22 protein-coding genes and 1 tRNA gene are annotated in these 26,358 nt (G+C 64.3%); 11 read left to right on the plus strand and 12 right to left on the minus strand.

Annotated elements, in window-relative coordinates; genetic code table 11:
• Window positions 1-157: 157 nt before the first annotated feature.
• Window positions 158-799 carry an aminodeoxychorismate/anthranilate synthase component II gene (locus AC4CS3_RS06415; RefSeq protein ID WP_345448282.1) on the plus strand — a complete coding sequence of 214 codons (642 nt, stop codon included), beginning with the start codon at window positions 158-160 and terminating at the stop codon, window positions 797-799.
• Here the strand turns inward: AC4CS3_RS06415 and pknB are convergent.
• Genes pknB through AC4CS3_RS06450 form a run of 7 tightly spaced genes read right to left on the minus strand, consistent with a single transcriptional unit; the run spans window position 796 to window position 10,325 of the window.
• Window positions 796-2,766 carry a Stk1 family PASTA domain-containing Ser/Thr kinase gene (pknB, locus tag AC4CS3_RS06420; protein ID WP_490782699.1) on the minus strand — a complete coding sequence of 657 codons (1,971 nt, stop codon included), beginning with the start codon at window positions 2,764-2,766 and terminating at the stop codon, window positions 796-798. The genes AC4CS3_RS06415 and pknB overlap by 4 nt on opposite strands.
• 6 nt (window positions 2,767-2,772) lie before the next feature.
• Window positions 2,773-4,581 (minus strand): protein kinase domain-containing protein, encoded by a 1,809-nt coding sequence (locus AC4CS3_RS06425; RefSeq protein ID WP_490782700.1) that lies wholly within the window; start codon window positions 4,579-4,581, stop codon window positions 2,773-2,775.
• Window positions 4,578-6,035, minus strand: coding sequence for a penicillin-binding transpeptidase domain-containing protein (locus tag AC4CS3_RS06430; RefSeq protein WP_441412412.1), 1,458 nt, complete (start codon window positions 6,033-6,035; stop codon window positions 4,578-4,580). Before AC4CS3_RS06430 ends, AC4CS3_RS06425 begins: the two co-directional genes overlap by 4 nt.
• Window positions 6,032-7,399, minus strand: a complete 1,368-nt coding sequence (locus AC4CS3_RS06435; protein WP_441412413.1) for an FtsW/RodA/SpoVE family cell cycle protein — start codon at window positions 7,397-7,399, stop codon at window positions 6,032-6,034. Before AC4CS3_RS06435 ends, AC4CS3_RS06430 begins: the two co-directional genes overlap by 4 nt.
• Window positions 7,396-9,090: a PP2C family protein-serine/threonine phosphatase gene (locus AC4CS3_RS06440; RefSeq protein ID WP_490782701.1), complete on the minus strand. Its 1,695-nt coding sequence runs from the start codon at window positions 9,088-9,090 to the stop codon at window positions 7,396-7,398. The genes AC4CS3_RS06435 and AC4CS3_RS06440 overlap by 4 nt, the downstream gene beginning before the upstream one ends.
• Window positions 9,091-9,093: 3 nt before the next feature.
• The gene (locus AC4CS3_RS06445; protein WP_059390255.1) at window positions 9,094-9,576 is read right to left on the minus strand and encodes an FHA domain-containing protein FhaB/FipA; all 483 of its coding nucleotides are present in this window, start codon (window positions 9,574-9,576) and stop codon (window positions 9,094-9,096) included.
• 5 nt (window positions 9,577-9,581) lie between these two features.
• Entirely contained in the window at window positions 9,582-10,325 is a 744-nt protein-coding gene (locus tag AC4CS3_RS06450; protein ID WP_345448288.1) for an FHA domain-containing protein, read from the minus strand.
• 362 nt (window positions 10,326-10,687) lie between these two features.
• On the opposite strand from AC4CS3_RS06450, the gene AC4CS3_RS06455 reads away from it, so the two are divergent.
• Window positions 10,688-10,770, plus strand: a tRNA-Leu gene (locus tag AC4CS3_RS06455).
• Between the two features lie 42 nt (window positions 10,771-10,812).
• On the opposite strand, the gene AC4CS3_RS06460 is transcribed toward AC4CS3_RS06455, so the two are convergent.
• Window positions 10,813-11,496, minus strand: a complete 684-nt coding sequence (locus tag AC4CS3_RS06460) for a TetR/AcrR family transcriptional regulator (protein ID WP_490782702.1) — start codon at window positions 11,494-11,496, stop codon at window positions 10,813-10,815.
• Window positions 11,497-11,635: 139 nt separating this feature from the next.
• Between AC4CS3_RS06460 and AC4CS3_RS06465 the strand changes: the two genes are divergently transcribed.
• From AC4CS3_RS06465 to AC4CS3_RS06485, 5 genes are all read left to right on the plus strand, one after another.
• The gene (locus AC4CS3_RS06465; RefSeq protein WP_490782703.1) at window positions 11,636-13,027 is read left to right on the plus strand and encodes a flavin monoamine oxidase family protein; all 1,392 of its coding nucleotides are present in this window, start codon (window positions 11,636-11,638) and stop codon (window positions 13,025-13,027) included.
• Window positions 13,028-13,191: 164 nt separating this feature from the next.
• A complete protein-coding gene (locus AC4CS3_RS06470; RefSeq protein ID WP_490782704.1) occupies window positions 13,192-13,950 on the plus strand; it encodes a LamB/YcsF family protein in 759 nt (252 codons plus the stop codon).
• Window positions 13,947-15,572: a 5-oxoprolinase subunit B/C family protein gene (locus AC4CS3_RS06475; protein ID WP_490782705.1), complete on the plus strand. Its 1,626-nt coding sequence runs from the start codon at window positions 13,947-13,949 to the stop codon at window positions 15,570-15,572. The genes AC4CS3_RS06470 and AC4CS3_RS06475 overlap by 4 nt, the downstream gene beginning before the upstream one ends.
• Window positions 15,569-17,302 carry an acetyl/propionyl/methylcrotonyl-CoA carboxylase subunit alpha gene (locus tag AC4CS3_RS06480; protein ID WP_490782706.1) on the plus strand — a complete coding sequence of 578 codons (1,734 nt, stop codon included), beginning with the start codon at window positions 15,569-15,571 and terminating at the stop codon, window positions 17,300-17,302. The genes AC4CS3_RS06475 and AC4CS3_RS06480 overlap by 4 nt, the downstream gene beginning before the upstream one ends.
• 150 nt (window positions 17,303-17,452) lie before the next feature.
• Window positions 17,453-18,139: a GntR family transcriptional regulator gene (locus AC4CS3_RS06485; protein WP_490782707.1), complete on the plus strand. Its 687-nt coding sequence runs from the start codon at window positions 17,453-17,455 to the stop codon at window positions 18,137-18,139.
• 105 nt (window positions 18,140-18,244) lie between these two features.
• On the opposite strand, the gene AC4CS3_RS06490 is transcribed toward AC4CS3_RS06485, so the two are convergent.
• The 3 genes from AC4CS3_RS06490 to AC4CS3_RS06500 all read right to left on the minus strand — a co-directional run bounded on the left by AC4CS3_RS06490 (window position 18,245) and on the right by AC4CS3_RS06500 (window position 21,869).
• Window positions 18,245-20,032: a hypothetical protein gene (locus tag AC4CS3_RS06490; RefSeq protein ID WP_490782708.1), complete on the minus strand. Its 1,788-nt coding sequence runs from the start codon at window positions 20,030-20,032 to the stop codon at window positions 18,245-18,247.
• Between the two features lie 619 nt (window positions 20,033-20,651).
• Complete coding sequence (locus tag AC4CS3_RS06495; protein WP_490782709.1) at window positions 20,652-21,269, minus strand: hypothetical protein; 618 nt, start codon at window positions 21,267-21,269, stop codon at window positions 20,652-20,654.
• Window positions 21,270-21,419: 150 nt separating this feature from the next.
• The gene (locus AC4CS3_RS06500; protein WP_490782710.1) at window positions 21,420-21,869 is read right to left on the minus strand and encodes a DUF5997 family protein; all 450 of its coding nucleotides are present in this window, start codon (window positions 21,867-21,869) and stop codon (window positions 21,420-21,422) included.
• Window positions 21,870-22,002: 133 nt separating this feature from the next.
• On the opposite strand from AC4CS3_RS06500, the gene AC4CS3_RS06505 reads away from it, so the two are divergent.
• From AC4CS3_RS06505 to AC4CS3_RS06520, 4 genes are all read left to right on the plus strand, one after another.
• Window positions 22,003-22,806 (plus strand): ABC transporter permease, encoded by an 804-nt coding sequence (locus tag AC4CS3_RS06505; RefSeq protein WP_490782711.1) that lies wholly within the window; start codon window positions 22,003-22,005, stop codon window positions 22,804-22,806.
• Window positions 22,803-23,867, plus strand: coding sequence for a sulfate/molybdate ABC transporter ATP-binding protein (locus tag AC4CS3_RS06510; RefSeq protein WP_490782712.1), 1,065 nt, complete (start codon window positions 22,803-22,805; stop codon window positions 23,865-23,867). Before AC4CS3_RS06505 ends, AC4CS3_RS06510 begins: the two co-directional genes overlap by 4 nt.
• Window positions 23,868-23,936: 69 nt before the next feature.
• Complete coding sequence (locus tag AC4CS3_RS06515; RefSeq protein WP_490782763.1) at window positions 23,937-24,671, plus strand: LysR family transcriptional regulator substrate-binding protein; 735 nt, start codon at window positions 23,937-23,939, stop codon at window positions 24,669-24,671.
• 3 nt (window positions 24,672-24,674) lie between these two features.
• A complete protein-coding gene (locus tag AC4CS3_RS06520) occupies window positions 24,675-25,295 on the plus strand; it encodes a LacI family DNA-binding transcriptional regulator (RefSeq protein ID WP_437771998.1) in 621 nt (206 codons plus the stop codon).
• A gap of 3 nt (window positions 25,296-25,298) precedes the next feature.
• Here AC4CS3_RS06520 and AC4CS3_RS06525 read toward each other — a convergent pair whose 3' ends face one another.
• Entirely contained in the window at window positions 25,299-26,285 is a 987-nt protein-coding gene (locus tag AC4CS3_RS06525) for a bile acid:sodium symporter family protein (RefSeq protein ID WP_490782713.1), read from the minus strand.
• Window positions 26,286-26,358 lie beyond the last annotated feature (73 nt).

A 26,358-nucleotide genomic window follows, 5' to 3' on the forward strand; every position in this document is an offset into this window, starting at 1 on the left:
GGATCTTCCGCCACCTTCCGGGACCCCTCTGGGTGCGTATCCTGACATCAGCGGCCCTCGTGGCATGCGCGCTTGTCTTGATGGTTCAGTTCCTGTTCCCCTGGATGTCACAGTTCACTACTTTCACCGACTCAACGATTGGTTCAGCACAGCAGCCATGAGCACAACAAAAATCCTCGTCGTGGACAACTACGACAGCTTCGTCTACACCCTGGTCGGCTACTTGCAGGAACTCGGTGCGGAAACCACAGTGGTCCGGAACGACGACGTCACCCTCGCCGAAGCAATCGAGCTGGCGGACGCGCGCGACGGCGTGTTGATCTCCCCCGGCCCCGGAACCCCGGCGGACGCCGGAGTCTGCATTGAGTTGATCAGGTGGTGCGGAGACAACAACAAACCGATGTTCGGGGTCTGCCTCGGGCACCAGGCACTGGCCGAGGCCTACGGCGGGACCGTCACGCACGCGCCAGAGCTGATGCACGGCAAGACATCACCTGTGCAGCATGACGGCAAAAGCGTTTTCGCCGGTCTGCCTTCGCCGGTAACGGCCACCCGCTACCACTCCCTGGCGGCAGTCCGGGAAAGCATTCCCGACGTCCTGGAAATCACCGCCGAAACCGCCAGCGGGGTGGTCATGGGCCTGCAGCACCGTTCGGCGCCGCTGTGCGGTGTGCAGTTCCACCCGGAATCGGTGCTCACCGAAGGTGGCTACCTCATGCTCGGCAACTGGCTTGAATCACTCGGGATGTCCGGGGCGGCCGCCCGTGCAGCCACCCTGAGCCCCCTGATCCAGCGCTAGCCGCCTAGTCCGCCCAGGCCTCCGCCGCCCTTCGTGTCGCTCGGAGAAGGCGTGGGTGTCGGGGTGGGACTCGGGGGCGGGGCGGGAGCCTTCGCGACAATCACGCTGATGGTCTTGCCCTGCTCCACGAGGGAATTGAAGGCATCTCCCTGGCCCGTCACCTTTCCAGGGGCTACTTGCGAATTCTCCTGTTCGGTGACCGCGATGGCCAGGCCGTTCTGCTTGAGCAGTGCCTCGGCATCGGCCTTGCTCAATCCAACGAGTTGAGGCACGGCTACTTTGCCCGTGGACACCACCAAGTCAACGGTGCTGCCCACGCCCACCACGGCTCCGGAAGCCGGCTTGGTGCTGATGACGGAGCCCGCGGGGACCGTGGCACTATTGGCCAAGGTACTTGACCCGCCTACGAGTCCAGCCTGGCGCAGGAGGTCGCGGGCAGCGGCTTCGGTGAGGCCGCTCAGGCCTGCCGGGACGGTCGCCGAGACCGGCCCGTCTGAAACGTTCAGCGTGACTTGTGATTTCGGCGCCACTTGGGACCCCGCGCCGGGGTCGGTGCTGATCACTGTCCCCTTGGGTATCTTGTCATCCGGGACATGATGAGACTCCGGGCTGAGATTGGCGCCGTAAAGCATCTGCAATGCCGTGGCCTCGCTCATATTGGTGACCGCCGGTACCGCGATCAACGGGGGCGGGGCCGGCTTCTGGTTCACCGTGCTGTACACCCAGAATCCGCCGCCGGCCAAGACCAGCAGCACCAAAATAACCACCACTGCGGTCCACGCACGACGGCGGGACTTCTGCCTGGCGCTCCGCTCGCGTTCAGGGGCGAAACCAAGCGGCATGGCGCCGTCGTGCTCTGCGTCAGACTCCGATTCGGCTGCCTCCCGGGCCAGCATGTCCTGGTCGCCGGCGGCCTGGCCGTTGCCTGGCTCTCCGCTCAGGGTGCTGTCCAGGAATTCTGCGCCCATCAGGCCGCGAGCCAGGCCACCTTCCGGAATCTGCTGTGTCGACGGCACCGCCTCCTGGACGTCGGTGGGTGTTCCGGCGGCAACTGCCGGAACAGAAACGCCGTTCTTGGCCGCACGCAGGGCGCGCCGGAAGGCAGCAGCATCCTGGAAACGATCCGCGCGATTCTTCTGCAGGCCCTTGGCCAGGACACTGTCCAGTGCCTCCGAAACGGCCGGATTGAAGGTGCTGGCGGGTTCCGGGATCTCGCGGACGTGCTGGTAGGCCACCGAGACAGGGCTGTCACCCGTGAACGGAGGACGCGACGTCAGCATTTCAAACAGGAGGCACGCCGCAGAGTACAGATCGCTGCGGGCATCCACGGTCTCGCCGAGGGCCTGCTCGGGCGACAGGTATTGGGCAGTACCAACCACGGCCTGCGTCTGGGTCATGGTTGCCGCGGAATCGGCCATCGCCCGGGCGATTCCGAAGTCCATGACCTTCACATCGTTTGACTCCCCGGTCACCATGACGTTGGCCGGCTTGATATCGCGATGGACGATTCCGGCCTTATGGCTGTATTCCAGAGCGGCGAGGACGCCAAGGATGAATTCGATGGCTTGATCGATGTCCAGTTCCTTGGCCCGGATCAGGTCGCGGACAGTCCGGCCGGAGACGTATTCCATGACGATGTAAGGGACCCGGACGTCCTCGCCCGGGCCACCGGGAACGGTGTACTCGCCGGTGTCGTAGATGGCGACGATCGAGGAGTGGTTCAGGGCCGCCACCGCCTGCGCCTCGCGCTTGAAGCGGGCATGGAACTGCGGATCGCGGGCAAGATCGGCACGGAGCAGTTTCACCGCGACAGTTCGTCCGAGCACCGTGTCGACGCCCTTGTAGACATCGGCCATGCCACCACGGCCGAGCAATTCACCGAGTTCGTACCGCCCGTTGAGGACGCGCTGGGATGTCATTGGAGTGCTGTCCTCTCTGTGGGCAGGGGTGGAGCGTCCGGTTGGCATGGTGTCCTACGGGGTGGTCTTAGGGGAAGCAGACGGGTTCGTGGTCGGCTTGGACAGGTGATAGGTCACGACGGACCCGGCCGGTACTTTCTGCCCGGCTGCAGGCTCGGAACTGACGAATGTTCCCGGCGCCTGGCCGGTTGCTCCGTCAACGGGGGCTCCGGTGACCCAGCGCAGGCCCGCACCTTCGATGGTGGCCTGTACTTGCGATTCGGTGGCTCCCTTGCCGATGGTCGGCACCGTGACCATCTGCGGTCCCTTGGAGTAGTTGACGGTGATGGTCGATCCCTTGGCCACGGGACCGGAAGGATTGATGTCGATGACAGTGCCGGGCGTGGATGGATCGAAGACCTGTACGCCGTTGACCGCGAGGCCGAGTGCATTGAGGTCCGAGCGCACCTTGTCGTACGGCTGTCCCTTGTACTGCTCAGGGATCAGGTTGATCGTATCGGGGGTGGACGTGGTGGGCGTGGGGCTGGCCGAGGTCTCCGTTGGGCTCGGAGTTGCCGAGGTTGGCGGTGCGCTGGAGACCTGGGCCGGAGGGGTGCTGCCCGCCGGTGCCGGCCTGCTGGGCGGGAACAGCCCGGACTGGGTCAGGATCGCCCCCACCACGGCGAGCAGCACGAGCACGATCAGTGCAATGAGCGGCCACGTCCACGGGCTGCGTTTCTTCCGCTGCGGCTCCTCCTGGTACTCCTCTTCTTCATGGATGTACTGGTTGTGCTCGCCGGCCTGATCCAAACTGCGTTCGGCGGCCAAGGCGTGGGCACGGGCCAGCGGATTTCCACCTTCGGCTGCGGTCCCTACCGCTGCGGCTCCCGCGGCGGCGGCGCCGACCACCGGGAGCGCCGATGTCGACGTCGACCGTGCTTCCCTCCCGTACGGCGAGGTGACAATGCCGGTGGGCGCGGTGGCGATGTCCGTGGGTGCGGTGATGGGGCCCGTAGCGGATTCGAACAGCAACATCCCAGGCACGGCGGCGTGTGCCTTGGCAATATCGCCGGCGCGGATCGCTTCTGCGGCTTCAGCCAGCTTGATGGCATCCGCAGGACGGTTCTTCGGATCCTTGGCGAGCATGGACATCAGCAGGGCGCGTATCGGGGTAGGCAGGCTTTCGGGCAGCGGCGGCGGGGCGTCGTTGACCTGGGCCAGCGCAATGGCGATCTGGGATTCGCCGGAGAACGGACGATGCCCCGTGAGGCACTCGTAGCCGATAATCCCGAGGGAATATATGTCCGAGGCGCCTGTGGCCGTTTGTCCGGTGGCCTGCTCCGGAGCCAGGTACTGCGCCGTACCCATGACTTGGCCGGTCTGCGTGAGCGGAACCTGGTCTGCCAGGCGGGCGATACCGAAGTCGGTGATCTTGACACGGAAGTCCGGCGTGATCAGCAGGTTGCCCGGCTTGATGTCCCGGTGCACCAGGCCCTGGGCATGCGCGGGGGCCAGAGCCCGGGCTGTCTGGGAAATGATGGACAGGGTGCGGTCCGGGGAAAGGACCTGCTCGTGTTCCAGCATGCTGCTCAGCGGCTGACCTGGTACCAATTCCATGACCAGGTACGCGGAGCCGTCTTCCTCTCCGTAGTCGAAGACGTTGGCGATTCCCACGTGATTAAGCAACGCAGTGTGGCGGGCCTCGGCGCGGAACCGCTGGAGGAACCCGGGGTCACCGGTGTATTCCTCCTTGAGTACCTTGATGGCGACGATCCGGCCGAGGATCTGGTCCTTTGCCCTCCAGACCTCTCCCATGCCGCCAATCGCAATGCGACTGGTCAGCTGGAACCTGCCGCCGAGGGTGATTCCTGACGTAGGCCTCACTTGTTCAACACCGCCTCAAAAATCTTCTTCGCGTTCGGACTGGTTAGCTTTGCGCCTGTAGACACATCAACGCCTTCCATGACAATGGTGACGGCTACCTGCGGGTCGTTGGCCGGGGCGAACCCGGTAAACCATGAGTTGTTCAAGCCTGAATCGCCGAGTTGCGCCGTACCGGTCTTGCCGGCCACCTGGACTCCCGGCACCGCGGCACCGCTCGCAATGCCCTTGGATACGACGTCGGTCATCCACTGTGTGATCTGGCTGGCGATATCGGGCGTGGTGGAAGTACGCAGCGCTTCGGCCTTGGGCTCGCTGATGACACGCAGGTCAGGTGCCCGCACAGTCTTGATGAGGTTCGGCTTCATCTGGACGCCCTTATTGGCAATAGCGGCGGTCATCATGGCGATTTGCAGCGGAGTGGCCCTGACGTCACGCTGCCCGACGGCGGACTGGGCCAGCGCCGCCTGGTCCAGATTCTTGGGGAAGACACTGACCGCGGACTGCAGCTTGAGCTGGTCCCCGAAATCCTGTCCGAAGCCGAACTTGCTGGCCTGGTCCGCGATGGCGTTCTGACCCAGGTCCAGGGCGATACTCGCGAAGGGCGTGTTGCACGACTGTTCCAAGGCGAAAGGGAAATCGGCTGTGTTGCGGGTTGAGCAGTTGCCGCCGGCATAGTTCGGCAGGGAGGCGTTCGAACCGGGCAAGGGCAGGCTGTCCGGGTTCGGCAAGACACTGTCTTTGTTGTACTTCCCGGAGCTCAATGCAGCCGCGGTATCGACGAGCTTGAACACGGAACCGGGCGCCAACAGCTCGCCGGTGGGCCCGCTCACGGACTGGTTGAGGTTGATGCCGGGGACCTGGTTGATTTGATCGTAACCGGCCTTTTCCTTGGCGGGATCGTGCGTGGCGATCAGGTTGGGGTTATAGGACGGCTTGGAAACCATCGCGATGATGGCACCCGTCTTCGGGTTGGTGACGACAATTGAGCCGCGCTGACCGTCAGGAATGAGGTCGTAAGCCAGCTTCTGGATCACGGGATCGAGGGTCAGTTCCACCGAGGCGCCCTTCGGCTGGCTCCCGAGGAAAATCTGGCTCACACGGTCAAGGAAGAGCTGGTCGGAGCTGCCTGCCAACTCATCCCGGAGCTGCTGCTCGAGCCCGGTGGACCCGTAGGTCCTGGAGAAGTAGCCTGTGATCCCGGCGTAGAGCTCCGGTTGGGCGTAACTGCGCTGGTACTTGCAGGTTTCGTCTCCGGCGACGGATTCGGCGATCGGCTTGCCGCCCACGATGATGGCACCGCGGTCGTTGCAGTAGTTCGCCAGGACGGCGCGCTGGTTCCACGGATTGTCATTGAGGTCGCCGGCGCCGATGACCTGGACATAGCTGATCGCGCCAAAGAGCAGGGCGAACATGGCAACTGCTGCCATCCACGAATTGCGTATGGAATGGTTCATGAGGTCTGCACCGCCTCTGTGGGGGCATGGGTAATGGGCGTAGTGTCCACCGGGCCGCGCGCGGTGTTCGAAATCATGAGCAGCAAGCCCACGATGATCCAGTTGGCAAGCAAGGAGGAACCGCCCGCCGCAAGGAATGGAGTGGTCAGCCCCGTCAGGGGGATCAGCCGCGTGACGCCGCCGATCACTACGAAGCACTGCAGCGCTATGGCAAAGGACAGGCCACAAGCCAAGAGCTTGCCGAACGCGTCCCGCGCGCCAAGAGCCGCGCGGAACCCGCGGGTGAAAAGAAGCATGTAAAGCATCACGACGGCAAAGAGGCCGATCAGTCCGAGTTCCTCACCGATGAGGGCCACGATCATGTCGCTGTTGGCAAACGGCACCAGATCCGGCCTGCCTTGTCCGAGCCCTGTGCCTCCGAGGCCGCCATCGGCCATGCCGAAGAGGCCTTGGACGATCTGTCCGCTGCCGCCCGGGGAGCGGTCGAAGACTTCCGGGGTGAAGGCGTTCCACCAGCTGTCCAGGCGGAACGCGACGTGCGAGAAGAACCTGGACGCCAGGAATCCACCGCCAAGGATCAGGGCGACTCCGATGACCACCCAGCTGATTCGGCTCGTTGCCACGTAAATGATGACGATGAACAAGCCGAAGAAAAGGATTGACGTGCCGAGGTCCCGCTGGAACACGAGGATGCCGATGCTCACGAGCCAAGCCGTGATCATCGGTCCAAGATCCTTGAAGCGCGGCAATTGCATGGGGCCGATTTTTCGGCCGGCAAGCAGGATGAGGTCCCGGTTGGAGGAAAGATAACCTGCGAAGAATATAGCCAAGGTGATCTTGGCGATTTCGCCTGGTTGGAAAGTCATGGGACCGATCCGGATCCAGACGCTGGCGCCGAGCACCTCGCCAGCGGAGATACCGGGAACGAGCGGCAGTACAAGGAGAACTGCGCTGGCCGCCAGCGAAATAAATGTGAAACGGCGAAGGAGGCGGTGGTCCTTGAGGAACCAAATCACGACGATTGACACTGCCATGGCCAGGAGGGTCCAGCGCAACTGGTTGTTACCCGTGTCCTCGCCTGGCTGGTCCATGCGATGAATGAGGGCCAGTCCCAAGCCGTTGAGGGCAACGACGATCGGAAGGATGATCGGATCGGCATATTTTGCGCGGAACCTGAGGATCATGTGAAAAGCGAATGCCGCCACGATCAAGAGACTCGACTGGAACCAGAAATCGCCGTCGAAAGCGGCCGGACTGTTGAGCCCGACCATGGCGCTGGCGCCGATTCCCACAGCCAGGGCAAGGACCAGCAGGACGAGCTCGACGTTGCGGCGCGGCTTGGGTGTGGTGATGGCCAGAATCATCGCGACACCGCGCACGCAGGGGCAGCCGTGGACGTGGGTGACGATGTTGGCGGGTTCGAGGGACTCGGGCTCGCCGGCGTCGGGCTTGCCGTGGTCGGGCTTGCCGTGGGGGTGGGACTCGCCGTCGGCTTGGCTGTGCCCGTGGGGCAATTGACGGGCAGCCCCGTGGTGCCCTTTTCCTGCAGGTTTTTCACAATCTGCTGGGCATCGGCGAGATCCCGCGCCGGAACGGTCTGGCGAACGACTTGTTGCGTGAATTCAGGCAAAGAATCCATGCGGATGCTCGTCGTGGCCTCTACTTTCGAGAGCTGGAACGGGCCAAGGCTCTGTGAAATGCCGTTGAAAATCGCGACGTGCTGGTTGAATTCACCGACGTAGTAGCGTGTTTGGGTCCACGCATAGCCGAGCCACAGCCCGGCGACCACGAAAATGGCCAAGACCGCGGCAATTGCCGGCGTCAGCCAGCGCCGTTTCCGGGCGACAAGCGGTTGCTGATCCTGGCGGTCCTGTTCTGCCTTGTGGGTCAGCACCGTGGCAGCCCGGCGTGCAACGCTGCGCCCGGCTATGGTCGGGATCGAACCCGTATCGGCCGCGGTCGCGGCAGCACCGACCAGTTCGTGGGGACGGCTTGCGAGCTCTTCGCGGAGGATCTCCGCCGACAGGTGCTCGCCAAGGTGCGGGTCTGTCGCCGTCGGAGGCTCAGGGGTCCCGGCGGGGTTTGCCGAACCCGCTACGGGAGCCGCCGCTGCGGTGGGATTTGCCGCGGCTGCGGGGATGTTGGCTCCGGACTCTTTGACCTGGGCTGCCGCATCGTTGCCGTGCGCGCTGTCCTTTCTCGGCGCGGACTTTCCGGGATCGGCCGCTTTCGGCTGCACTGGCGCTTCCCGGACGACGTCGACGGCGGCCGTGCTGAGGTTGTCGCTGGTCTCTTCCACGATTTCCAACAGCACCACGGTGACGTTATCGGGAGCGCCGTTGGCGAGCGTGAGCTCAACGAGGAGTTCGGCGCACTCGGCGAGGTCCTTGGTCTCGCGGACGACTTGCTCCACGACCGCGCCTTGGACGTAGTTCAGGCCATCGGAGCAGAGGAGCCAGCGTTCGCCCGGTACGACGTCGAGCTCGTCCAGGTCCAGCTCGGGGCTCGCGTCCACGTCGCCCAGAACGCGCATGAGGACGTTTTTGTGCGGGTGGGTCTCGGCTTCCTCCGGGCGCAGGCGGCCTTCGTCGATCAGCCTCTGGACGAACGTGTGGTCCACGCTGATTTGCTCGAATTTGCCATTGCGCAGGCGGTAGGCGCGGGAATCGCCGATGTGCGCGAAGTGCAGCCGCCTGCCTTCGAGGAGCAGGGCGGTGACCGTGGTGCCCATGCCTGCGAGCTTCGGGTCTACGTGGACGAGCTCGGAGAGGAGGGAATTGGCGGTCTGGATTTCGTCTGCCAAGACTGTTTCCGCGCCGTCCGGGTAGGAATCGTGATCGAGGTGGATCATGTCCAGCACGGTGGATGCCGAGGCGACGTCCCCGCCCGCGTGCCCGCCCATTCCGTCCGCGACGACGGCAAGATGCCGGCCGGCATACGCAGAGTCGTCGTTCTTAGAGCGGACACGCCCGACGTCGGACCGCGCCGCGTAACGCATGATCAGGGGGAGTTCCGGGGGCAGAGCCTTGCCCTCGGAAGCTTGGGGGGAAGCCATGGGCTACGCCCTCAATTCGATGACCGTCTTGCCGATCCTCACGGGGACACCAAGCTCCACCGGCAGGGCGCGGGTCAGTTGCTGATCGGCGAGGTAGGTGCCGTTGGTGGAGCCAAGATCTTCGATGAACCATCGGCTGCCCTGGGGGAACAAGCGCGCGTGCCTGCCCGAAGCATAATCATCCTCGAGGACCAACGTGGCCTCTTGTGCGCGGCCCAGCAGAATCGGACTCGCGGCCAAAGGAAGCGTGGTCCCTTTGAGCGGGCCTTCGACGACGACGAGCTGGTGCGCCTGTTGCTTCACGGGCTGGGGTGGCGCAGGGGCGAGTTCCGGGTGCTTGCGTACTTCGCGCGCCGTCGGAGTTCCCATGGCTGCTTTGCGGCCGATCACGAGATCACGACGCATGGTCGAGACGATGCTGAAGATCAAAATCCACAGCAACAGCAGGAAGCCGAAGCGGAGGGCGGTGATGGTCAGTTCACTGATGTCGCTCACGGGCGCCCACCAGAGGGCTGGGGGAGAAGTCTGAAGATGATCTTGGTCCGTCCCATGGTGATGGTGGATCCGTCAGTAAGTTCCACACTGCCGTCCACTTTATGGCCGTTGACGTAGCTTCCGTTGGTGGAACCGAGGTCGACGGCGCGGATGACTCCGTCGGCCGTCTGGATTTCCAAGTGCTTGCGCGAGACGCCGGTATCGTCCACCAGGATGTCGGCCTCGGATGACCTGCCCAGCACGATGGAAGGCGCGTTGAGGGAATAGCGTTGTCCGCCGATGTCCAGGACAGGCTGGAGCCGGGTGGGCTCGCGGCTCGGCGCCGCGGGGACAACGGGCCGAGGAGCAGCGGGTGCGGCAGCCCCGTCGGATTTCTCCGTGCGGGACGTGATTTCGAAATGGCCTTCGCGCTGGGCTTCGTCGTGACGGAAGGAGATCCGTACCGGACCCTGCAGGATGTAACCCTGGCTGCGCACGTGCTGGATGACGACGTCGCACAATTCTTCGGCCAGAGGAGTTCCCCAGTCCTGGGCGCGCGCGAAGTCTTGATCGCTCAAGAGGACATCGAAGACGTTGGGAGCCAAGGTACGGCCGGCCGAAATAGTGATGGACTGGTTGTCCAGTTCGCGCCGAAGTTTGCTCGCTATCTCCACCGGCTCCACCCGAGCCCGCGAACCGGTGGAGAAGACGCCGCGGACGGCCTTTTCGATGCCACGCTCAACCCTGTCAAGCAAGCCCATGGTCTTTCTCCTTCCGCTTCGTTGACGCTGCAGTATCAGTAGCCAAGACGAATCCCCGCAGTGGCCGGAGCGCACGCGAGAAGCCTGTCTTAAACCCCGATACTACTGGGCAAGACTGTGAATGGCCTTATTCCACAACGGCTGGAACGCCGGAAAAGTTCGCCGGCCTGCATCATTTCGGGACGCTCCTCGCCGGATTTCCGCATCCTGTGGGCAACCGGCAATCCGTGGCGTCCCGGGGTTTTACGGCCTCGTCCGTGGTCGATTGGTGTTTTCAACGGGTTGTCCGTTATGCTTGATCTCGCTGCTTTCGCAGGGGTAAGGCCGGGGAAACCTGGTACGGCCCGGGCGAAGGAAGTTGCGCGCGAGTGGCGGAACGGCAGACGCGCTGGCTTCAGGTGCCAGTATCCGAAAGGGTGTGGGGGTTCAAATCCCCCCTCGCGCACGCAATTCAAGGAACCCCGGTCTCTGATCGGGGTTCCTTTGTTTAACTCCCCAATGCCCGGAGCGCGCCGAGCCCGGTGATCAGCGCATCCAAGCCCATGCTGAACGCGAGGTCGGACGGGTAGTTGTTCCGTTCGGGTCCAAGGCTGCGGACGGCCGAAGTGAAGTGCGGCGTGGAGTCGGCCAGGCGGCCGGAATCGAAAATGTCCGCCGGCGCGTTCGCGTCGAAAGCGGCACCGAAAATATAAGCCTCGAGGGCCACGATGCTCGGGATGATCTGCTTCTCCGGGAAACCCGCACGGAGAAATCCCTCCGTGACGGCTTCGTACATGGCGAGCGTCTGCGGGGCGTCCGTCACGGGAAGGACCGCGATCACCGAGATCAGCGGGGTGTGCCTTGCGAAGATGCCGCGGTAGGAATATGCCCATTGCCGGACGGCCTCCTCCCAGGGAAGCGTGCTGAAACCGCCGAAGTCGACCTTGGACATCAGGTCTTCTTCCACGAGCTTGAGGACTTCATCTTTGGAGGACACGTGGTTGTAAAGGGCCGACGGCGCCACTCCCAGGGAGCGCGCGAGTGCGGCCATGGTGAGCCCGTCGTAGCCCTTCTTGCTGATCAGTTCCAGCGCCGCTGCCGTGATGCCGTCCTGGTCCAGGACCGCCGCCATCGGCCGGCCTGCCCTGCGACGCGCTTTGGTCTCGCCGGGAGCGTGGGTGGGTTCAGGCATCGCTGACCTTTCTGGAGGCTGTGTCAAAGCATTATTCCATTTGGGTCTTCACAGCCGCGGACAAGCCAGCTACAGTTGAGATAAATGAACGTCATTCATTTATTGGTCAGCCAACGGGGACGGCCACAGAAAGGACATCATGTTGAATCTTGATCGCGACGTCGTAATCGTCGGTGCCGGTCCGTCGGGGTTGACGGCCGCCCGCGAATTGAAGAAGGCCGGACTCAGCGTTGCCGTGCTCGAAGCACGCGACCGCGTCGGTGGGCGCACATGGACCGACACCGTTGACGGGGCCATGCTGGAAATCGGCGGACAATGGGTGTCCCCGGACCAGACCGCCCTCATGGGGCTCCTGGACGAACTGGGCCTCAAGATGTACTCCCGCTACCGCAACGGCGAATCTGTCTACCTCGCGCCGGACGGCAGCCGCACCCGCTACACCGGGGCTTCCTTCCCGGTCAGCGAAACCACTGCAACCGAGATGGACAAGCTCATTGCCATCCTGGACGGCCTCGCTGCCGAGATCGGCCCGGAGGAGCCTTGGGCCCACCCCAAGGCCCGCGAACTGGACACCATCTCCTTCCACCACTGGCTGCGCCAGAACTCCACGGACGAGGAAGCCTGCAACAACATCGGCCTCTTCATCGCCGGTGGAATGCTGACCAAGCCGGCCCATGCCTTCTCTGCGCTGCAAGCAGTGCTGATGGCAGCTTCGGCAGGTTCCTTCTCCAACCTGACGGACGAAGACTTCATCCTGGACAAGAGGGTTATCGGCGGCATGCAGCAGGTCTCCCTGTTGATCGCCGCGGAATTGGGTGACGACGTCGTACTTAACAGCCCGGTCCGCACCATCAATTGGGAGCCGGCCGATGAAGGCCATCGCGTCACCGTCGAATCCGAGCGTGCAACCGTCAACGCGCGATTCGTCATCATGGCTGTCCCGCCGAACCTGTACTCCCGCGTGTCCTACAACCCGCCGCTGCCGCGCCGCCAGCACCAGATGCACCAGCACCAGTCCCTGGGCCTCGTCATCAAGGTCCACGCTGTCTATAGCACGCCGTTCTGGCGCGAAGACGGACTGTCCGGCACGGGCTTCGGCGCCGACGCCCTGGTCCAGGAGGTCTACGACAACACCAACCACGGGGACACGCGCGGCACCTTGGTGGGCTTCATTTCGGACGAAAAGGCCGACGCCGTCTTCGAGCTCAGCGCCGAGGACCGCAAGAAGAAGGTCCTCGAGTCCATCGCGAGCTTCCTGGGCGAGAAGGCCCTGGATGCCGAGGTCTACTACGAATCCGACTGGGGTTCCGAGGAATGGACCCGCGGAGCCTACGCGTCCAGCTACGACCTGGGTGGTCTGCACCGCTACGGCAAGGACCAGCACGCCAACGTAGGACCCATCTACTGGTCCTCCTCGGATCTGGCTGCGGAAGGCTATCAGCACGTGGACGGAGCGGTCCGGATGGGCCAGGCAACTGCCGCCAGGATCGTCACCGCGAACAACCGCGCCGCTGCGGTACCGGTGGCCTAGGAACAAGTGCCAATCCACACGTGAGGTCTCGGCTCTTTCGCTCGGCGAAAGGGACGAGACCTCACTTTTGGAATCCGGGCAGCTGCTCCACGAGGCAGGATTGTTGAACAATCTTGATGTTTCAGGCATGATGGTGAGGTATTCAACCTGAGACGGGGATCACAATGCCTTTTATTGACCTCAACAGCGACGTCGGAGAATCGTTCGGCAACTGGACTATGGGCGATGACGCTGCCGTCTTCCGTTACGTGTCGAGTGCCAATGTGGCCTGCGGATTCCATGCCGGAGATCCCAGCACCATCGCCAGCACCTGCCGCGAGGCCGTCGCTGCCGGGGTGACCATCGGTGCCCACGTGGGTTATCGGGACCTCGCGGGTTTCGGCCGCCGATTCCTGGACTGCTCCGCCACGGAACTGGCCGACGACGTTCTGTACCAACTCGGCGCGCTCCAAGCTTTGGCCCACGCGGCCGGTTCCGAGATCAAGTACGTCAAACCACACGGCGCCCTCTACAACGCGATCGTCCACCACGAAGTCCATGCCCAAGCAGTGGCCGACGCCGTCCATGCCTTCAGTCCAGGACTCCCGCTGCTTCTCCTGCCGGGCTCCGTCGCACTCGCCAAAGCCGAAGCGAAGGGGCTCCGCGGAGTAGCCGAGGCATTCGCCGACCGCGCCTACAACGCGGACGGCACCCTCGTATCGCGCCGCGAAGAAGGCGCGGTGCTCCACGATCAAGCTGCCATCACCGAGAACATGGTCCGCCTGGCAACTCAGGGCAAAATCGTGGCCCGCGACGGTTCTGTGCTTAACGTCCACGCCGAAAGCATCTGCGTACACGGAGACACTCCCGGCGCCGTGGCCATGGCAGCCGCCGTCCGCGAAGGACTCGAAGCAGCGGGCGTCACCGTACGGAGCTTCGCGTGAGCCTCACGGGAATACGATGGGCTGGCCCGCGCGCCCTGCTGGTGGAACTTTCCGACCTCCCTTCCGTGCTGGCGTTTCATTCCAGCTTGTTTGCCGAGCCCCTGCCCGGCCAGCTCGATGCGGTGGCCGCGGCAGCCACCGTACTTCTCAAGTTCGGCACGCATGCCGAGGCACTCGCGGCACGCACCGCCGTCGGGCATGTTGACCTGGGAACTGTGCCACGCGACAGTTCCCGCGACGTCACCATCGAAGTGGTGTACGACGGCGAGGACCTCGCCGAGGTGGGCATCCTCACTGGTCTGGGCCGGGACGGCGTCGTGGCCGCGCACACTGGACAGCTTTGGACCGCGGCTTTCGGCGGTTTCGCACCGGGCTTCACGTATTTGCTCGGCGAGAACCACAGCCTCGACGTTCCGCGCCGCAGCTCGCCACGCACCGCCGTCCCGGCCGGTTCCGTGGCGCTCGGCGGGACGTTCTCCGCCGTCTACCCCCGGCAGTCCCCGGGCGGCTGGCAGCTGATTGGGCGCACGACGGCGGTCCTCTGGGACCTCGAACGGGAGTCACCGGCGCTTGTTCGACCCGGAGACACAGTCCGGTATGTTGCCGTCCGCGAGGCCGTTGCGCTGACTCCCACTGGGCACGCGGTCCGCGAAGTGACCGGACCGGCGCTGGTGGTGGACTCACCCGGACTGCAATCGCTGGTCCAGGACCTCGGCCGCCCCGGACTGGGAGATCTGGGAGTTTCAGCCGCGGGCGCCGTGGATCAACAATCGACGCGCCAAGCCAACCGCTTGGTGGGCAACGAACCCGGTGCGGCGGTTGTGGAAACGGTGCTGGGCGGACTCTCGGTCCGGGCCGTCGGTGACCAGGTAGTCGCGGTTACCGGAGCGGTGGTGCCCTTGGAAACCCGCGATGCGTCGGGGACTCCGGCCCGCCGCGCCGCGATGTGCGCGCCTTTCGCTCTCCTCGACGGCGAAACCCTCAGCCTGGGAGAGCCGACGCTCGGGGCCCGCAGTTATCTTGCTGTCCGCGGCGGGATTGATGTGCATCCGGTGCTCGGAAGCCGCTCGAGCGACTCGATGTCCGGAATCGGTCCCGCACCGCTGTCCGACGGGACTCGCCTCCCCGTGGGAAGGGCGCCGCTGTACCAGATGGTCGGCGCTGCCGAGGAATCCACACTGCGGCTAGGAGTGTCGTCCGCGGAACTGCGCATCACCTTAGGCCCTCGGGACGACTGGTTTGGTTCCCGTGCGCTGGAGGCGCTCACGCAGGAGGATTGGGTCACCACCGAGCAGTCGAACAGGATCGGTGTCCGGCTCAGGCCGGGAAGCAACCGTGCGCTCGAACGAAACCCGGACCGCGGCGCCGGCGAGCTCCCCAGCGAAGGGGCCGTTGCCGGCGCACTCCAAGTGCCACCCAGCGGACACCCGGTCCTGTTCCTGGCCGACCACCCGGTGACCGGCGGGTATCCGGTGATTGCCGTCGTCGTACCCGAAGACCTGCCGACGGCGGCGCAATTGTCGCCCGGCCACAGCGTGCGGTTCACGATCGTGGACCGCGCAACCCTTGAACCACTTGAATCTGCCGCTACCGGCGCTGTCACCGAAGGAAACCAGCCATGAAGAAGGTCCTGATCGTCAACCGCGGCGAGATCGCCGTGCGGATTGCCCGTGCCTGCTCGGACGAGGGCTTGAAGTCTGTCGCCGTGTATTCGGATCCCGACGCCGATTCCCTCCACGTGCGGTTTGCCGACGAGGCCTACGCACTGGGCGGTTCCACCGGCGCGGAGACATACCTGGAGATCGCCAAGCTGATCGACGTCGCGCGCCGCTCCGGTGCCGACGCCGTGCACCCCGGATACGGCTTCCTGTCGGAGAACGCGGATTTCGCGCAAGCCGTGATCGACGCCGGCCTCACCTGGATCGGCCCGGCACCGCAGTCCATCCGGGAGCTGGGAAACAAGGTGGTCGCCCGCGAGATTGCCGTCCGCGCCGGGGCTCCGCTCGTTCCCGGCAGCGACGGTCCGGTGGCCAACGCCGCTGAAGTACTTGCGTTCGCCTTGGAATACGGCATGCCGGTGGCGATTAAGGCTGCTTTCGGCGGGGGAGGCCGCGGGCTCAAGATTGCGCGGCGCCTGGAGGACATCGAGGACGCGTTCGAATCGGCCGTTCGTGAATCCAAAGCGGCCTTCGGACGCGACGAATGCTTCGTGGAACGCTTCCTGGACCAGCCACGGCACGTCGAGGCTCAGATCCTGGCGGATATGCACGGCAACGTGGTGGTCCTGGGAACCCGCGATTGCTCGCTGCAGCGTCGCAACCAGAAGCTTGTGGAGGAGGCCCCCGCACCCTTCCTGACCCCTGAACAGCGCATGCTCATCCACGAATCGGCCAAGGCAATTTGCCGCGAGGCCGGATACTACGGTGCCGGAACCGTGGAATACCTCGTGGCCGTGGATGGCACCATCTCCTTCCTGGAGGTCAACACACGCCTGCAGGTAGAGCATCCCGTCACCGAAGAAACGTCCGGGGTGGACCTGGTCCGCGAACAATTCCGGATTGCCGCAGGCGGCAGGCTTTCCCTGACGGAAGACCCTAAGCCCAAAGGACACGCCTTCGAGTTCCGTCTCAACGCCGAGGATCCCGCGCGCGGCTTCCTGCCGGGGCCCGGCACGGTGGAGGTCTTCGAAGCACCCACCGGTCCTGGTATCCGCGTGGACTCCGGGGTTCGCTCCGGCTCGGTGGTTCCCGGAGAATATGATTCCCTCCTGGCCAAGCTGATCGTCCGGGGCGAGGACCGGCAGCAGGCCCTGCGCCGCGCCCGGGCCGCCCTGGACGAGATGCAGATCAAGGGTTTGCCCACCGTGCTTCCCTTCCACCGGGCGGTGGTCCGCCACGAGGCCTTCACCTCGGAGGACAAGCTCGGCGTGTACACCACGTGGATCGAGACCGAGTTCGCCGAGGAGCTGGCCGCGTCTCCGGAGATCGCCCGCGTGGCCCCCGGCTCCGAACGCAGCACGTTCACGGTGGAACTGGACGGCAAGGCGGTGCAGCTTGGGCTCCCCCTTCGCTTGTTCGAAGCGCTGATGAGCGGAGGTGGCGGTTCGGTCGCTGCTGTTTCGGCTCCGGTGGTGGCCGACGAATCCGGTCTGGCATCGCCGATGTCCGGCTCGCTGGTGAAGTGGCTGGTTGAGGACGGTGCGGTCGTCGAAGTCGGACGGCCCGTGGCAGTGTTGGAGGCGATGAAGATGGAAACCACCGTCGCTGCCCACCGTTCCGGCACCGTGGCGCGTGGTCCGCACGGGCCGGGCACCGCCGTCGGGCGCGGAGAGGTGCTCGCGAGCATCGGCTGAGGTCCGTGCGCATCGGAGCGCCGGCACATTCTGCTGGATCACTCAAGGGGGGCACCGCCTCTTTCCGCGGATTTCCGGGCCGCGTCCGAGGCTTGGACGGAGTGATCCAGCAAAACCCCTCCGGGCATCGCCGTTCGGTAGATTTGGGGCATGCCCATGAACGCTGCGCTTCAAGGAATCGCCGACGCCGGCCACGCAACCCACGCCCACACTGGAGCGTGGGTTGCCGCCCAGCTTCGCCAGCGCATCTCCGATGGCTTGTTGCCCCCCGGCGCGAAGCTCTCCGAGCAGGCCTTGTCCGAAGCGCTCGGCGTTTCCCGGAACACCCTGCGGGAGGCCTTTACAGTGCTTGCGGGTGAATCCGTGGTCCAGCGGATTCCCAACCGCGGCGTGTTCGTGGCCGCCCCCGGAGCCGACGACGTCCGCGAAATCTACCGGGTGCGCCGCCTGATCGAGCCGGCTGCGGTGTTGTGGGGCGATGTCCCGGTTGGAGCCCTGGACGCGATGGACGTCATCGTCGACAAAGCCCGGGCTGCCCTCGCCGAGGGATCGGTGGCCGGCATGGCGGATGCCAACCAGGAGCTGCACAAGGCCTTGGTGTCGTTGTCCGGAAGCGCCTCCCTGGACGCACTGATGGAGAAAGTGCTGGCCGAGATGCGATTGGTCTTCCACGCGATGGCCACCACCCCCGCGTTCCACGGACATTACGTGGAACGCAACGCCGCGTTGGTTGCCCAGATCCGTAGCGGACAGCGGAAAGAGGCTGCTGCCGAATTGCGCCGCTACCTCGACGGTGCCGAGCACGAACTCCTGGTGCACATCGGGGCAATTCCGTAGGTCTTGGGCGCTGGATATTGGTGACGCAAACGCATAGAGGATCCCCGGCGGTTCAGGCCGGGGATCCTCTCCTTCTCTAGTAACTAGTCGTGGAAATGCAGAAGGTCAGCCGTTGTTGATGGTGAAGCTTTCAACACCGCACGCAGACGATGCGGATTGGTTGTTGCTGTCTCCCGAGTAGCTTGACATCCAGCGCCATGTCCCGGCCGTGGCGGAGTGGAACGTGGTGTTGGTGGTGCCGTACGTGCCATTGCCGCTCGCGACGGTCACCGTCTGGGTGAGGGCTGGAGCCGACGAGCAGGTAGGGTCGCTCGGGGCGTACAGGTTGAAGGTGATGGTCCCGGTCGGGCTGAATCCGCCTGACAACGTGAAGTTGTCGTTCGGGATCAGGTCCTGGGCGGTGGATACGGACGGTTGCGCCTTGCTGATCACGACATGCTCGGAGGTGCAGACGCTTGTGGCGCCGTTGTTGTTGGCGTCACCGCTATACACCGCTTGCCAGTAGAAATCCCCTGCTGTATTGAAGGTGAGGGCGTTCGAATCGGGAACTATGCCGTTCGCCACGGTCACGGTCCCGGCGTCCCTGGCACCTGCGGAGCACGCGGTGTCGCTGTAGACGGTGTACGTCACGGTGCCGCCCGCAGTGGACGTCGCCCCGGTAAGGGCGGCGGAGTCATGCACGGAACTGCCAACGGGCACCGTCGTACCAGACAATGTGGTGGCGATGCTTGGACTGTTGGTGTAGTGGTTGGTATAGGTACACGTCACGTTTTGTGAATTAGCGAGGGCGATTGACACCTGTTGGCCGGTGATCGTCACTCCGGAGGTGGTGTCACAGGTCAGGGAGACGAAGTTCCAAGGTGCCGTCTGGTTACCTTCCGTCACGCTGTAGTTGCCTGCAGTGAGGGCGCTGAAGGTTTTGGTCCCGCCATTCGTCAGGCTGAAGCCGGTCAGGTTGGACGACGTGGTGTAGGAGAACGACTGCGTGCCCGGGACGGGTTCGTTTTGGGTCACCTTTTTTATGGTGATGCTGCCGCAGTTGTTGATCTGGACGGGGATGGGTGCGATGAAGTCCTTGAGTTCAGCAGTGAAGGACGACGACGAGCGGCTCTTGACGAACGCGCTCCCGAACGCCTGGCAGGTCCCTGGAGGGAACACGCCGGCAGCGGTCAGATCGATCGATGCCTCGCCGAAGAGGCCTATGCCGAGGGTGCCTGGGGCGGGAAGGAATGGATCGGTGACCTGCACTGTGTTGACGGCGCCTTCGGCCGAAGAAGATCCGAGGGTCGTGTGATTGCCCCAGCAAGGCAATGTATTGGCGGAGAAGCACTGGCTTGCAGTGTTGCCCGCAGCGGCCGTGAGCCATGTGTTGATGCTGAGGGTCGGGGTGCCGCTACCGCCGAAGTCGTAGTTGACCAGGAGGTCCCCGGCCGTTCGGTTGAGGGTCACAGGCCCTGTGGTTGATGCGGTGAAACCTGCGGTGCCGGCGTGGTTGATTTCGAAGTCGAGGTTGGCGTTGCCGATGTTGACCAGGCGTTCCCATCCCAGATACAGGTAGGTGTGGCCGTTGGACCCCATTTCGGATGCCTCATAGAACCTCGTGAGATCGTTCTTGTTGGGTGGGATGGAACCGTCCACCACGGTCACTGCAGTACTGTCTTCTTTGGTTCCTTGGCCGAAGGCGTTGTCGTTGCTGCCCGAGGGAACATCAATGCCTGTGTTCCGGCCGGCCACGTTATCCCAGTCGGTGCCTCCGGTTGAATGAATCAGGTTTCCGTCGTTGCCTTCGAAGGTCGTGCCGCTAAGGGTTGCCTGTGCGGCGACGGCCCCGCCGAGAATGAGGGCCAGACAAGCGGCACCAGCCCCTAGATGTGTGAGTGACTTGTTTCTCATGGGAAATTCTCACTTCCGAATAATCGATAGTGTTTCTGTGAGCCGGGCGGCTCCGTTTTCCTTTTCACTGACTACGCCCCCTCGCGCAGTTGATCCTATGGTTGGATTAGCCGGGAATCACGAGTGCGGGGCACTCGTTTTCTGGGCAATTCACCACGCAATCGACACGCCGAATTTTCATGTGTTGGATGATTGTTGGATGATTTCGGGGATGCTACTTGTTTGGCTACTTGCTTTCCATCCGAGTAGAAAGTTAAGTAATTGAGCCATGCGAATCGGCCCAGATGCCTGTTGCGGCTCACGCCTGATCAGTCATCAAACCAGGTGCCCCAAGCCGGTTTCGCACAGAGATGGCCCTGTAGAAGCCGCGCATTTTATGCAATTACAGGCGAGCAAGTGTCGGCGGTTTGACGGTGAGGTGCTTGGGAAATTCGTCACAAGCAATATCGAATGCAAAGATGGCAGTCAACGTCATCTAGTTGTATGACTCTGAATTGTGGGGAAGCGCCGGCATTTACTCACTGCGCGAAGGAATGGCCATTACTTTGGACACGACTAGTCCGAAAATCTGCGCTCGGGCGTGGAGCGCGCCTCCCGCGAGGCGAGCGTCGTCAGCTAGCTATGGCGCAGAAATGCCCGCCGCTGCTTCGGCTTCGGCCATCGCAATATCCAACTGCTCGACGGCGCGGGCATAGTCCGTCCCCACTGTCAGGCGGCAGCGTTGGGCTTCCTGCAGCGCGCGCACCAGGGCCGCGGTCTGCGGAACGTTGACGTCGCTCATTCCGGGGAAGTCGATGCCCTTGGCGGGATCCAGTTCATATCTTTGCCAGCGGGCCAGGAGGGCGTCGTGTCGGGTCGCCGCTTCCGTGAAACCGCTGCGGCTTTGACGCTTCTGCTCCAGTTTCCGGCCGACGGCAAATGCCGCAACAGCCGAACCTATGCCAAGGAAGAGCATCAAGAGCCCGACGGCGGGCGAGGCCAAGGCGGGAATGACGACTGCGGGGACAATCACCACGAGTCCGGCGAAGATGTTCCAGAAGGTGGCGTCCGGCTCATTGACCAAGTCCCGATCGTGGTGGACGAGGGGACCCCGCAAGGCGGGGTGGCCGCCGTCGGGGGCTCCATGGATGACCCCTTTGCGGACGGTGTTGACGGTGAAGGCCACCGCGCACATGAGCAAAATTGCCCACAGCCCGATCTCCCAGACCGTCAGCTGGACTCCAGTTGTGGCGGGCAATCGGACCACCTCCACGCGAATGCGCACCCCTTTGAAATCAGTATGCGCCGAGGAAGACGTGGAGGCGAGAGCCCGAATCGCGCTTAAAAGCAGCAAGGCAGGACACCCTGTCCGGGGTGTCCTGCCTTGCTCAGCAAGTCCGGTTGGAGCTTAAGCGTGGTCCCGCTTGGAAGCCTTGGGCGCGTCCCGCTTGGCAGTGGCGTTGGTTTTGGCTTCCTTCGTAGCTTCCTTTTTGGCAGCTTCTTCCTTGATGCGCTTTGCCTCGGAGCGTACGGCTGCGTGCGTGGCGCGCTCGACGACGAGCCACTGCGGAGGAGCTTCCAGCAGTTCGGTGATTTCTGCCGTCGTCAGGGGCTCGGTGATTCCGCCGCGGGCGAGGCCGCTGATGGAGATATTCAGCTTCTGTGCCACCACGGGACGCGGGTGCGGACCCGTCCGGCGGAGCTCGCCGAGCCACTCCGGCGCGTTGGCCTGGAGCTCGGCGAAATCGGCGCGGGTGATTTCCGAATCCTGGAACTCCTGGGGTGTTGCAGGCAGGTAGATGCCAAGTTTCTTGGCAACGGTGGCCGGCTTCATGGACTGGGAGTTTGCAGAGGTCATGGTTCAAGGGTATCCGCCACCGCAGCGAAGTGGCACAGCCGCTGTTCTAGGATGAATCCATGCCGCACATAAGAGTCGCCGGGGCCGCCCGGAAAGTCCTGGTGACGCAAGCCTCGGCGTACCGCAGGCGTTGATGAACTTCAGCGGGATTCCACGGTGGGTCTATGGCCTTGCGGTACTGGGCGGTTTGTTCGTCCTGCTACCGCTGGCTGCCATGGTCGCAAAGGTCAATTGGGCGCAATTCATCCCGCTGGTGACCTCCGAGTCCTCGATTACAGCGTTGGGGCTCAGCCTCCGTACCTCTGCCGCGAGTACCGCGCTCTGCGTTGTCCTGGGCATCCCCTTGGCGCTTGTCCTTGCCCGCCGGCCCTTCCGAGGGCAGCGGCTACTCCGCGCCTTCGTCCTCCTGCCCCTGGTGTTGCCGCCGGTGGTGGGCGGCATCGCGCTGCTCTACACGTTCGGGCGGCAGGGGCTTCTGGGGAAGAGCCTTGAGCTCGCGGGCATCCAGATCGCCTTTTCGACGACGGCGGTGGTCCTGGCCCAGACGTTCGTCGCCCTGCCGTTCTTGGTGGTCAGCCTCGAAGGTGCCTTGAGGACGGCCGGCAACCGCTACGAAGCTGTTGCCGCGACGCTCGGCGCCCGCCCCACCACCATCCTGCGGCGCGTGACCGTACCTATGGTCCTCCCGGGACTCGCGTCCGGTGCGGTGCTTTCCTTTGCCCGCAGCCTGGGCGAGTTCGGGGCCACGCTGACTTTCGCAGGGAGCTTGCAAGGTGTTACTCGGACCCTGCCGCTGGAAATCTACCTCCAGCGCGAGACCGACGCGGACGCTGCCGTCGCCCTTTCACTCGTGCTCGTCGCCGTGGCCGTGATCGTCGTCGGGCTGTCTTACCGGCGTCCGCACCGCGCGGACATTCCCGCGGAAGCAGCCGCATGAGTTTCCACATCGACGCCACCGTCCGCGCCCGCAACCTCGACGTGTCCTTGAGCCTCGGACAGGCGGAGACCGTGGCGATCCTCGGACCCAACGGTGCCGGAAAGTCAACGCTTCTTTCCGTTGCGGCGGGGCTCTTGCGGCCGGACGCCGGCTCCGCCCGACTGGGGGACCAGGTTCTCTTCAATCTCGACGGCGGCAGCCGGGTATGGACCCCTCCGCACCTTCGCGGTACGGCGCTGTTGGCCCAGGAACCGTTGCTTTTCCCGCACCTGAGCGTCCTCGACAACGTGGCTTTCGGCCCGCGCAGCGCGGGCGCCTCCCGGGCGGAATCACGCGAGACTGCGCGGCACTGGCTTGCCGAAGTCGACGTCATGGAGTTTGCCGGGCGGAAGCCCGGGCAGTTGTCCGGTGGACAAGCCCAGCGTGTTGCAGTGGCCCGCGCGCTGGCGGCCAGTCCCGAGTTGCTGCTCCTCGACGAGCCGATGTCCGCGCTGGACATCCACGCCGCTCCGCACTTGCGTCGGCTCCTCAAACGCGTTCTGTCCGGACGTCGCGCCCTGATCATCACCCACGACGTCCTGGATGCCCTCATGCTCGCGGACCGCGTAATCGTCATGGAAAAGGGCAGGATTGTGGAAGAAGGCGCCACCCGTGAGGTGTTCCGGCGTCCGCGTAGCCAGTTCGCAGCCGGCCTGGCCGGGGTGAACCTCATGGCGGGCACCGTCACGGAGGACGGACTCAGGACCTTCGCCACCGACGAGCTTCCCGGACTGCACGTCGCGGGACACCTCGATGACGAAGCGGAACCGGGCCAGCCCGGCGTCGCGGCCTTCCCGCCGTCGGCCGTTTCCATCTTTCTGGACGCCGCCCACGGTAGCCCGCGCAACTCGTTCCCGGTTGCAATCACGGATCTAGAACCGCACGGGGACCACATCAGGGTCCGGGCCGGCGATTTGGCAGCGGACATTACGCCCTCAGCCTCCGCCGAGCTGGGACTCGGACCCGGCTCGCGCATCTACTTCGTGGTCAAGGCCACGGCGGTCCAGGTGTACGCGGCGTAGCCTGGACCGGCGCTGCGTTGGCTACCGCCCGCGCGGTACTGTGAACTGGTGCCATCCGATCAAGAATCCCTGCCCGCCGTCGGTGCCCCCGACGCCTCCGAAGCTGAAACAAGCGCTCCCGAGGGGCTGACTTTCGCTTACGTTGCCGGCGTGACGCCCGGGAAATGGATCCGGCGCTGGGAAGAGCGCATGCCCGATGTTCCGCTGCACTCGTTCATGTCCGACGACGGTGCGCAGCTGGAGGTTCTGCGCGATGGTTCCGCGGATCTCAGCTTTGTGCGCTTGCCCGTGGATCGCGATGGACTCCACGTCATTCCGCTCTACGAAGAGCAGCCAGTGGTGGTGGCCCCGAAGGGTCACGAAATCTCAGTGTTCGAAGAGATGGCGCTGGAGGACCTCGTGGAAGAGAACTTCCTGGATGTCGCCGGTGTGGGCGGGCCGGAGATGGCCATGCAAGTGGTGGCCTCGGGTGCCGGTCTCGTGATCCTGCCGATGTCCGTGGCCCGGCATTTCAGCGTCAAGGACACGGTGGCGCGGCGCCTGACCGGGGCCGAAGGTACGCAGATCGCCCTTGCCTGGCCGAGCGACTCCACGAGCGAGGTCATCGAGGAATTCATTGGCATTGTCCGTGGCCGGACCGCGCAGAGCTCGCGGCAGCCTTCGGCGCAGCAGGAGAAGCCCAAGAAGGCACCCAAGCCGGACCGGCGCGGCACCGGCGCCAAAAAGCCGGCGGTGGCTCAGCGCTATGCGCCGAACCCCGACAAGGGCCGGGGCAAGGGCTCCCGCAAGAAAGGAAAGCGGTAGGCGATGGGACTTGGAGCGAAGCCGACCATCCGGGACGTCGCCAAGAGCGCAGGCGTTTCCCTCACCACCGTGTCCTATGTCTTGTCGGGGCGCCTCGGTGGCACCACCCGCATCAGCGAAGCAACACAAGAGCGGGTCCAGGCCGCGGCCAAGGAACTGGGTTACGTACCGAACCAGGCGGCCCGCGGAATGCGCCGCGGCAAGACCGACCTCGTGGCGATTGCCATCGGCGACCTGGAATGGCCGTGGGACCGGGCCTTGGCAACTGCCGCTGCACGCATTTTGCCCCAGCACGGCTACCTGCCCGTGATCCTCATCGGCGAAGGGTGGCGGCGGTTCATGCTCTCCGGCGGTGCCGACGGCGCCATCATCGGGGCTCTTCCGCCCGGGACCCTTCTTGACCTCACGGTGGGCGAGCTGGCCCGGCGCGGAGTAGCTCAAGTCATCATTTCCGACACCATGCAGCCTGCCGGATTCGATGTCCTGGCACCTGGATCCGCGGGTGGGACTCCGGAACCGGAAGCCCTCGAAGGCGCCATCACCCTGCTTCTGGATCGACTCGCCGGCCGAACCATTGGCGCGGGAACCATCAAGGCCGCGCCTTGGGAGTTCAAGACTCCGTAGCCGTCAGTTCTCCGTGAGCGGCTTCCGGGCCAGCCAGGCAGCGACGATGGCGCCGGAAACGTTGTGCCACAGCGAGAACACGGCCGACGGCAACGCTGCCAGCGGCGTGAAGTGCGCGGTCGCGAGAGTGGCGGCAAGACCGGAATTCTGCATGCCTACCTCGAAGGCAAGGGCCCGGCGTGCCTTGTCATCGAGGCGGCCCAGCTTGCCCGCCAGATACCCGAGGCCAAGGCCGAAGCCATTGTGGAGCACCACGGCGAGGAACACGATGCCGCCCGCGGCAACGATCTTGCTGGCGCTGCCCGCCACCACCACGGCGACGATCACTGAGATCACGACGGCGGATGCCCAGGGGAGTGCCGGCAGTACCTTGCCGACGAGCTTCTTGAGGAAGAGGCGAGCCGCCAGGCCCCCGATGACCGGGAGGAGGACTGTCTTGAGGATGTCCAGGACCATGGAGCCGGCATCGATGTTCAGGAATGATCCCGCGAGGAAGAACACCAACAGAGGGGTCACGATCGGGGCAATGAGTGTGGAAACCGAGGCGACGGCCACGGACAGGGCAACGTCGCCCTTGGCCAGGAAAGCCATCACGTTGGAGGCCGTGCCTGACGGAGCACAGCCCACCAGGATCAGGCCCACGGCCAGCTGGGGTTCCAGGTTGAGCGCGACGGCGATCAGCCAACCGGCACCCGGCATGATGACGTAGTGGGCCACGATGCCCAAAACTACGGCCCAAGGGCGCTTGGCCACCGAGGCGAAATCCGGAGGCGTCAGGGTGAGGCCCATGCAGAACATGATGATGCCCAGCAGGAATGGCACGCTTGGCGCCAGCGGCTTGAAGGCATCAGGAAGCAGGAAACCGGCCACTCCGGCAAGTACTACGAGGAGGGGAAAGACCGTGACCGCGATCCTGGCGATTTTGGCTTCAGCGGCCAGTGCCGGATTCAGGACGGGGGCTTCGACGGGGTTGGTTGTTGCCTCAAGCATCTGTCTATCGTGGCATCGCGATCGGACATGCGCCCAATCCGTGACCCGGATCGGGCGAATATGTCAGATGACC

This window comes from Arthrobacter sp. SE2 (genome assembly GCF_058244265.1).

What these genes read in the sequence shown, in the direction of transcription:
- AC4CS3_RS06415 (WP_345448282.1), top strand. Translation starts at nt 158, where the DNA reads ATGAGCACAACAAAAATCCTCGTCGTGGACAACTACGACAGCTTCGTC.
- pknB (WP_490782699.1), bottom strand. Translation starts at nt 2,766, where the DNA reads ATGCCAACCGGACGCTCCACCCCTGCCCACAGAGAGGACAGCACTCCA.
- AC4CS3_RS06430 (WP_441412412.1), bottom strand. Translation starts at nt 6,035, where the DNA reads ATGAACCATTCCATACGCAATTCGTGGATGGCAGCAGTTGCCATGTTC.
- AC4CS3_RS06435 (WP_441412413.1), bottom strand. Translation starts at nt 7,399, where the DNA reads ATGATTCTGGCCATCACCACACCCAAGCCGCGCCGCAACGTCGAGCTC.
- AC4CS3_RS06440 (WP_490782701.1), bottom strand. Translation starts at nt 9,090, where the DNA reads ATGGCTTCCCCCCAAGCTTCCGAGGGCAAGGCTCTGCCCCCGGAACTC.
- AC4CS3_RS06450 (WP_345448288.1), bottom strand. Translation starts at nt 10,325, where the DNA reads ATGGGCTTGCTTGACAGGGTTGAGCGTGGCATCGAAAAGGCCGTCCGC.
- AC4CS3_RS06460 (WP_490782702.1), bottom strand. Translation starts at nt 11,496, where the DNA reads ATGCCTGAACCCACCCACGCTCCCGGCGAGACCAAAGCGCGTCGCAGG.
- AC4CS3_RS06465 (WP_490782703.1), top strand. Translation starts at nt 11,636, where the DNA reads ATGTTGAATCTTGATCGCGACGTCGTAATCGTCGGTGCCGGTCCGTCG.
- AC4CS3_RS06470 (WP_490782704.1), top strand. Translation starts at nt 13,192, where the DNA reads ATGCCTTTTATTGACCTCAACAGCGACGTCGGAGAATCGTTCGGCAAC.
- AC4CS3_RS06480 (WP_490782706.1), top strand. Translation starts at nt 15,569, where the DNA reads ATGAAGAAGGTCCTGATCGTCAACCGCGGCGAGATCGCCGTGCGGATT.
- AC4CS3_RS06485 (WP_490782707.1), top strand. Translation starts at nt 17,453, where the DNA reads ATGCCCATGAACGCTGCGCTTCAAGGAATCGCCGACGCCGGCCACGCA.
- AC4CS3_RS06490 (WP_490782708.1), bottom strand. Translation starts at nt 20,032, where the DNA reads ATGAGAAACAAGTCACTCACACATCTAGGGGCTGGTGCCGCTTGTCTG.
- AC4CS3_RS06500 (WP_490782710.1), bottom strand. Translation starts at nt 21,869, where the DNA reads ATGACCTCTGCAAACTCCCAGTCCATGAAGCCGGCCACCGTTGCCAAG.
- AC4CS3_RS06505 (WP_490782711.1), top strand. Translation starts at nt 22,003, where the DNA reads ATGAACTTCAGCGGGATTCCACGGTGGGTCTATGGCCTTGCGGTACTG.
- AC4CS3_RS06510 (WP_490782712.1), top strand. Translation starts at nt 22,803, where the DNA reads ATGAGTTTCCACATCGACGCCACCGTCCGCGCCCGCAACCTCGACGTG.
- AC4CS3_RS06520 (WP_437771998.1), top strand. Translation starts at nt 24,675, where the DNA reads ATGGGACTTGGAGCGAAGCCGACCATCCGGGACGTCGCCAAGAGCGCA.
- AC4CS3_RS06525 (WP_490782713.1), bottom strand. Translation starts at nt 26,285, where the DNA reads ATGCTTGAGGCAACAACCAACCCCGTCGAAGCCCCCGTCCTGAATCCG.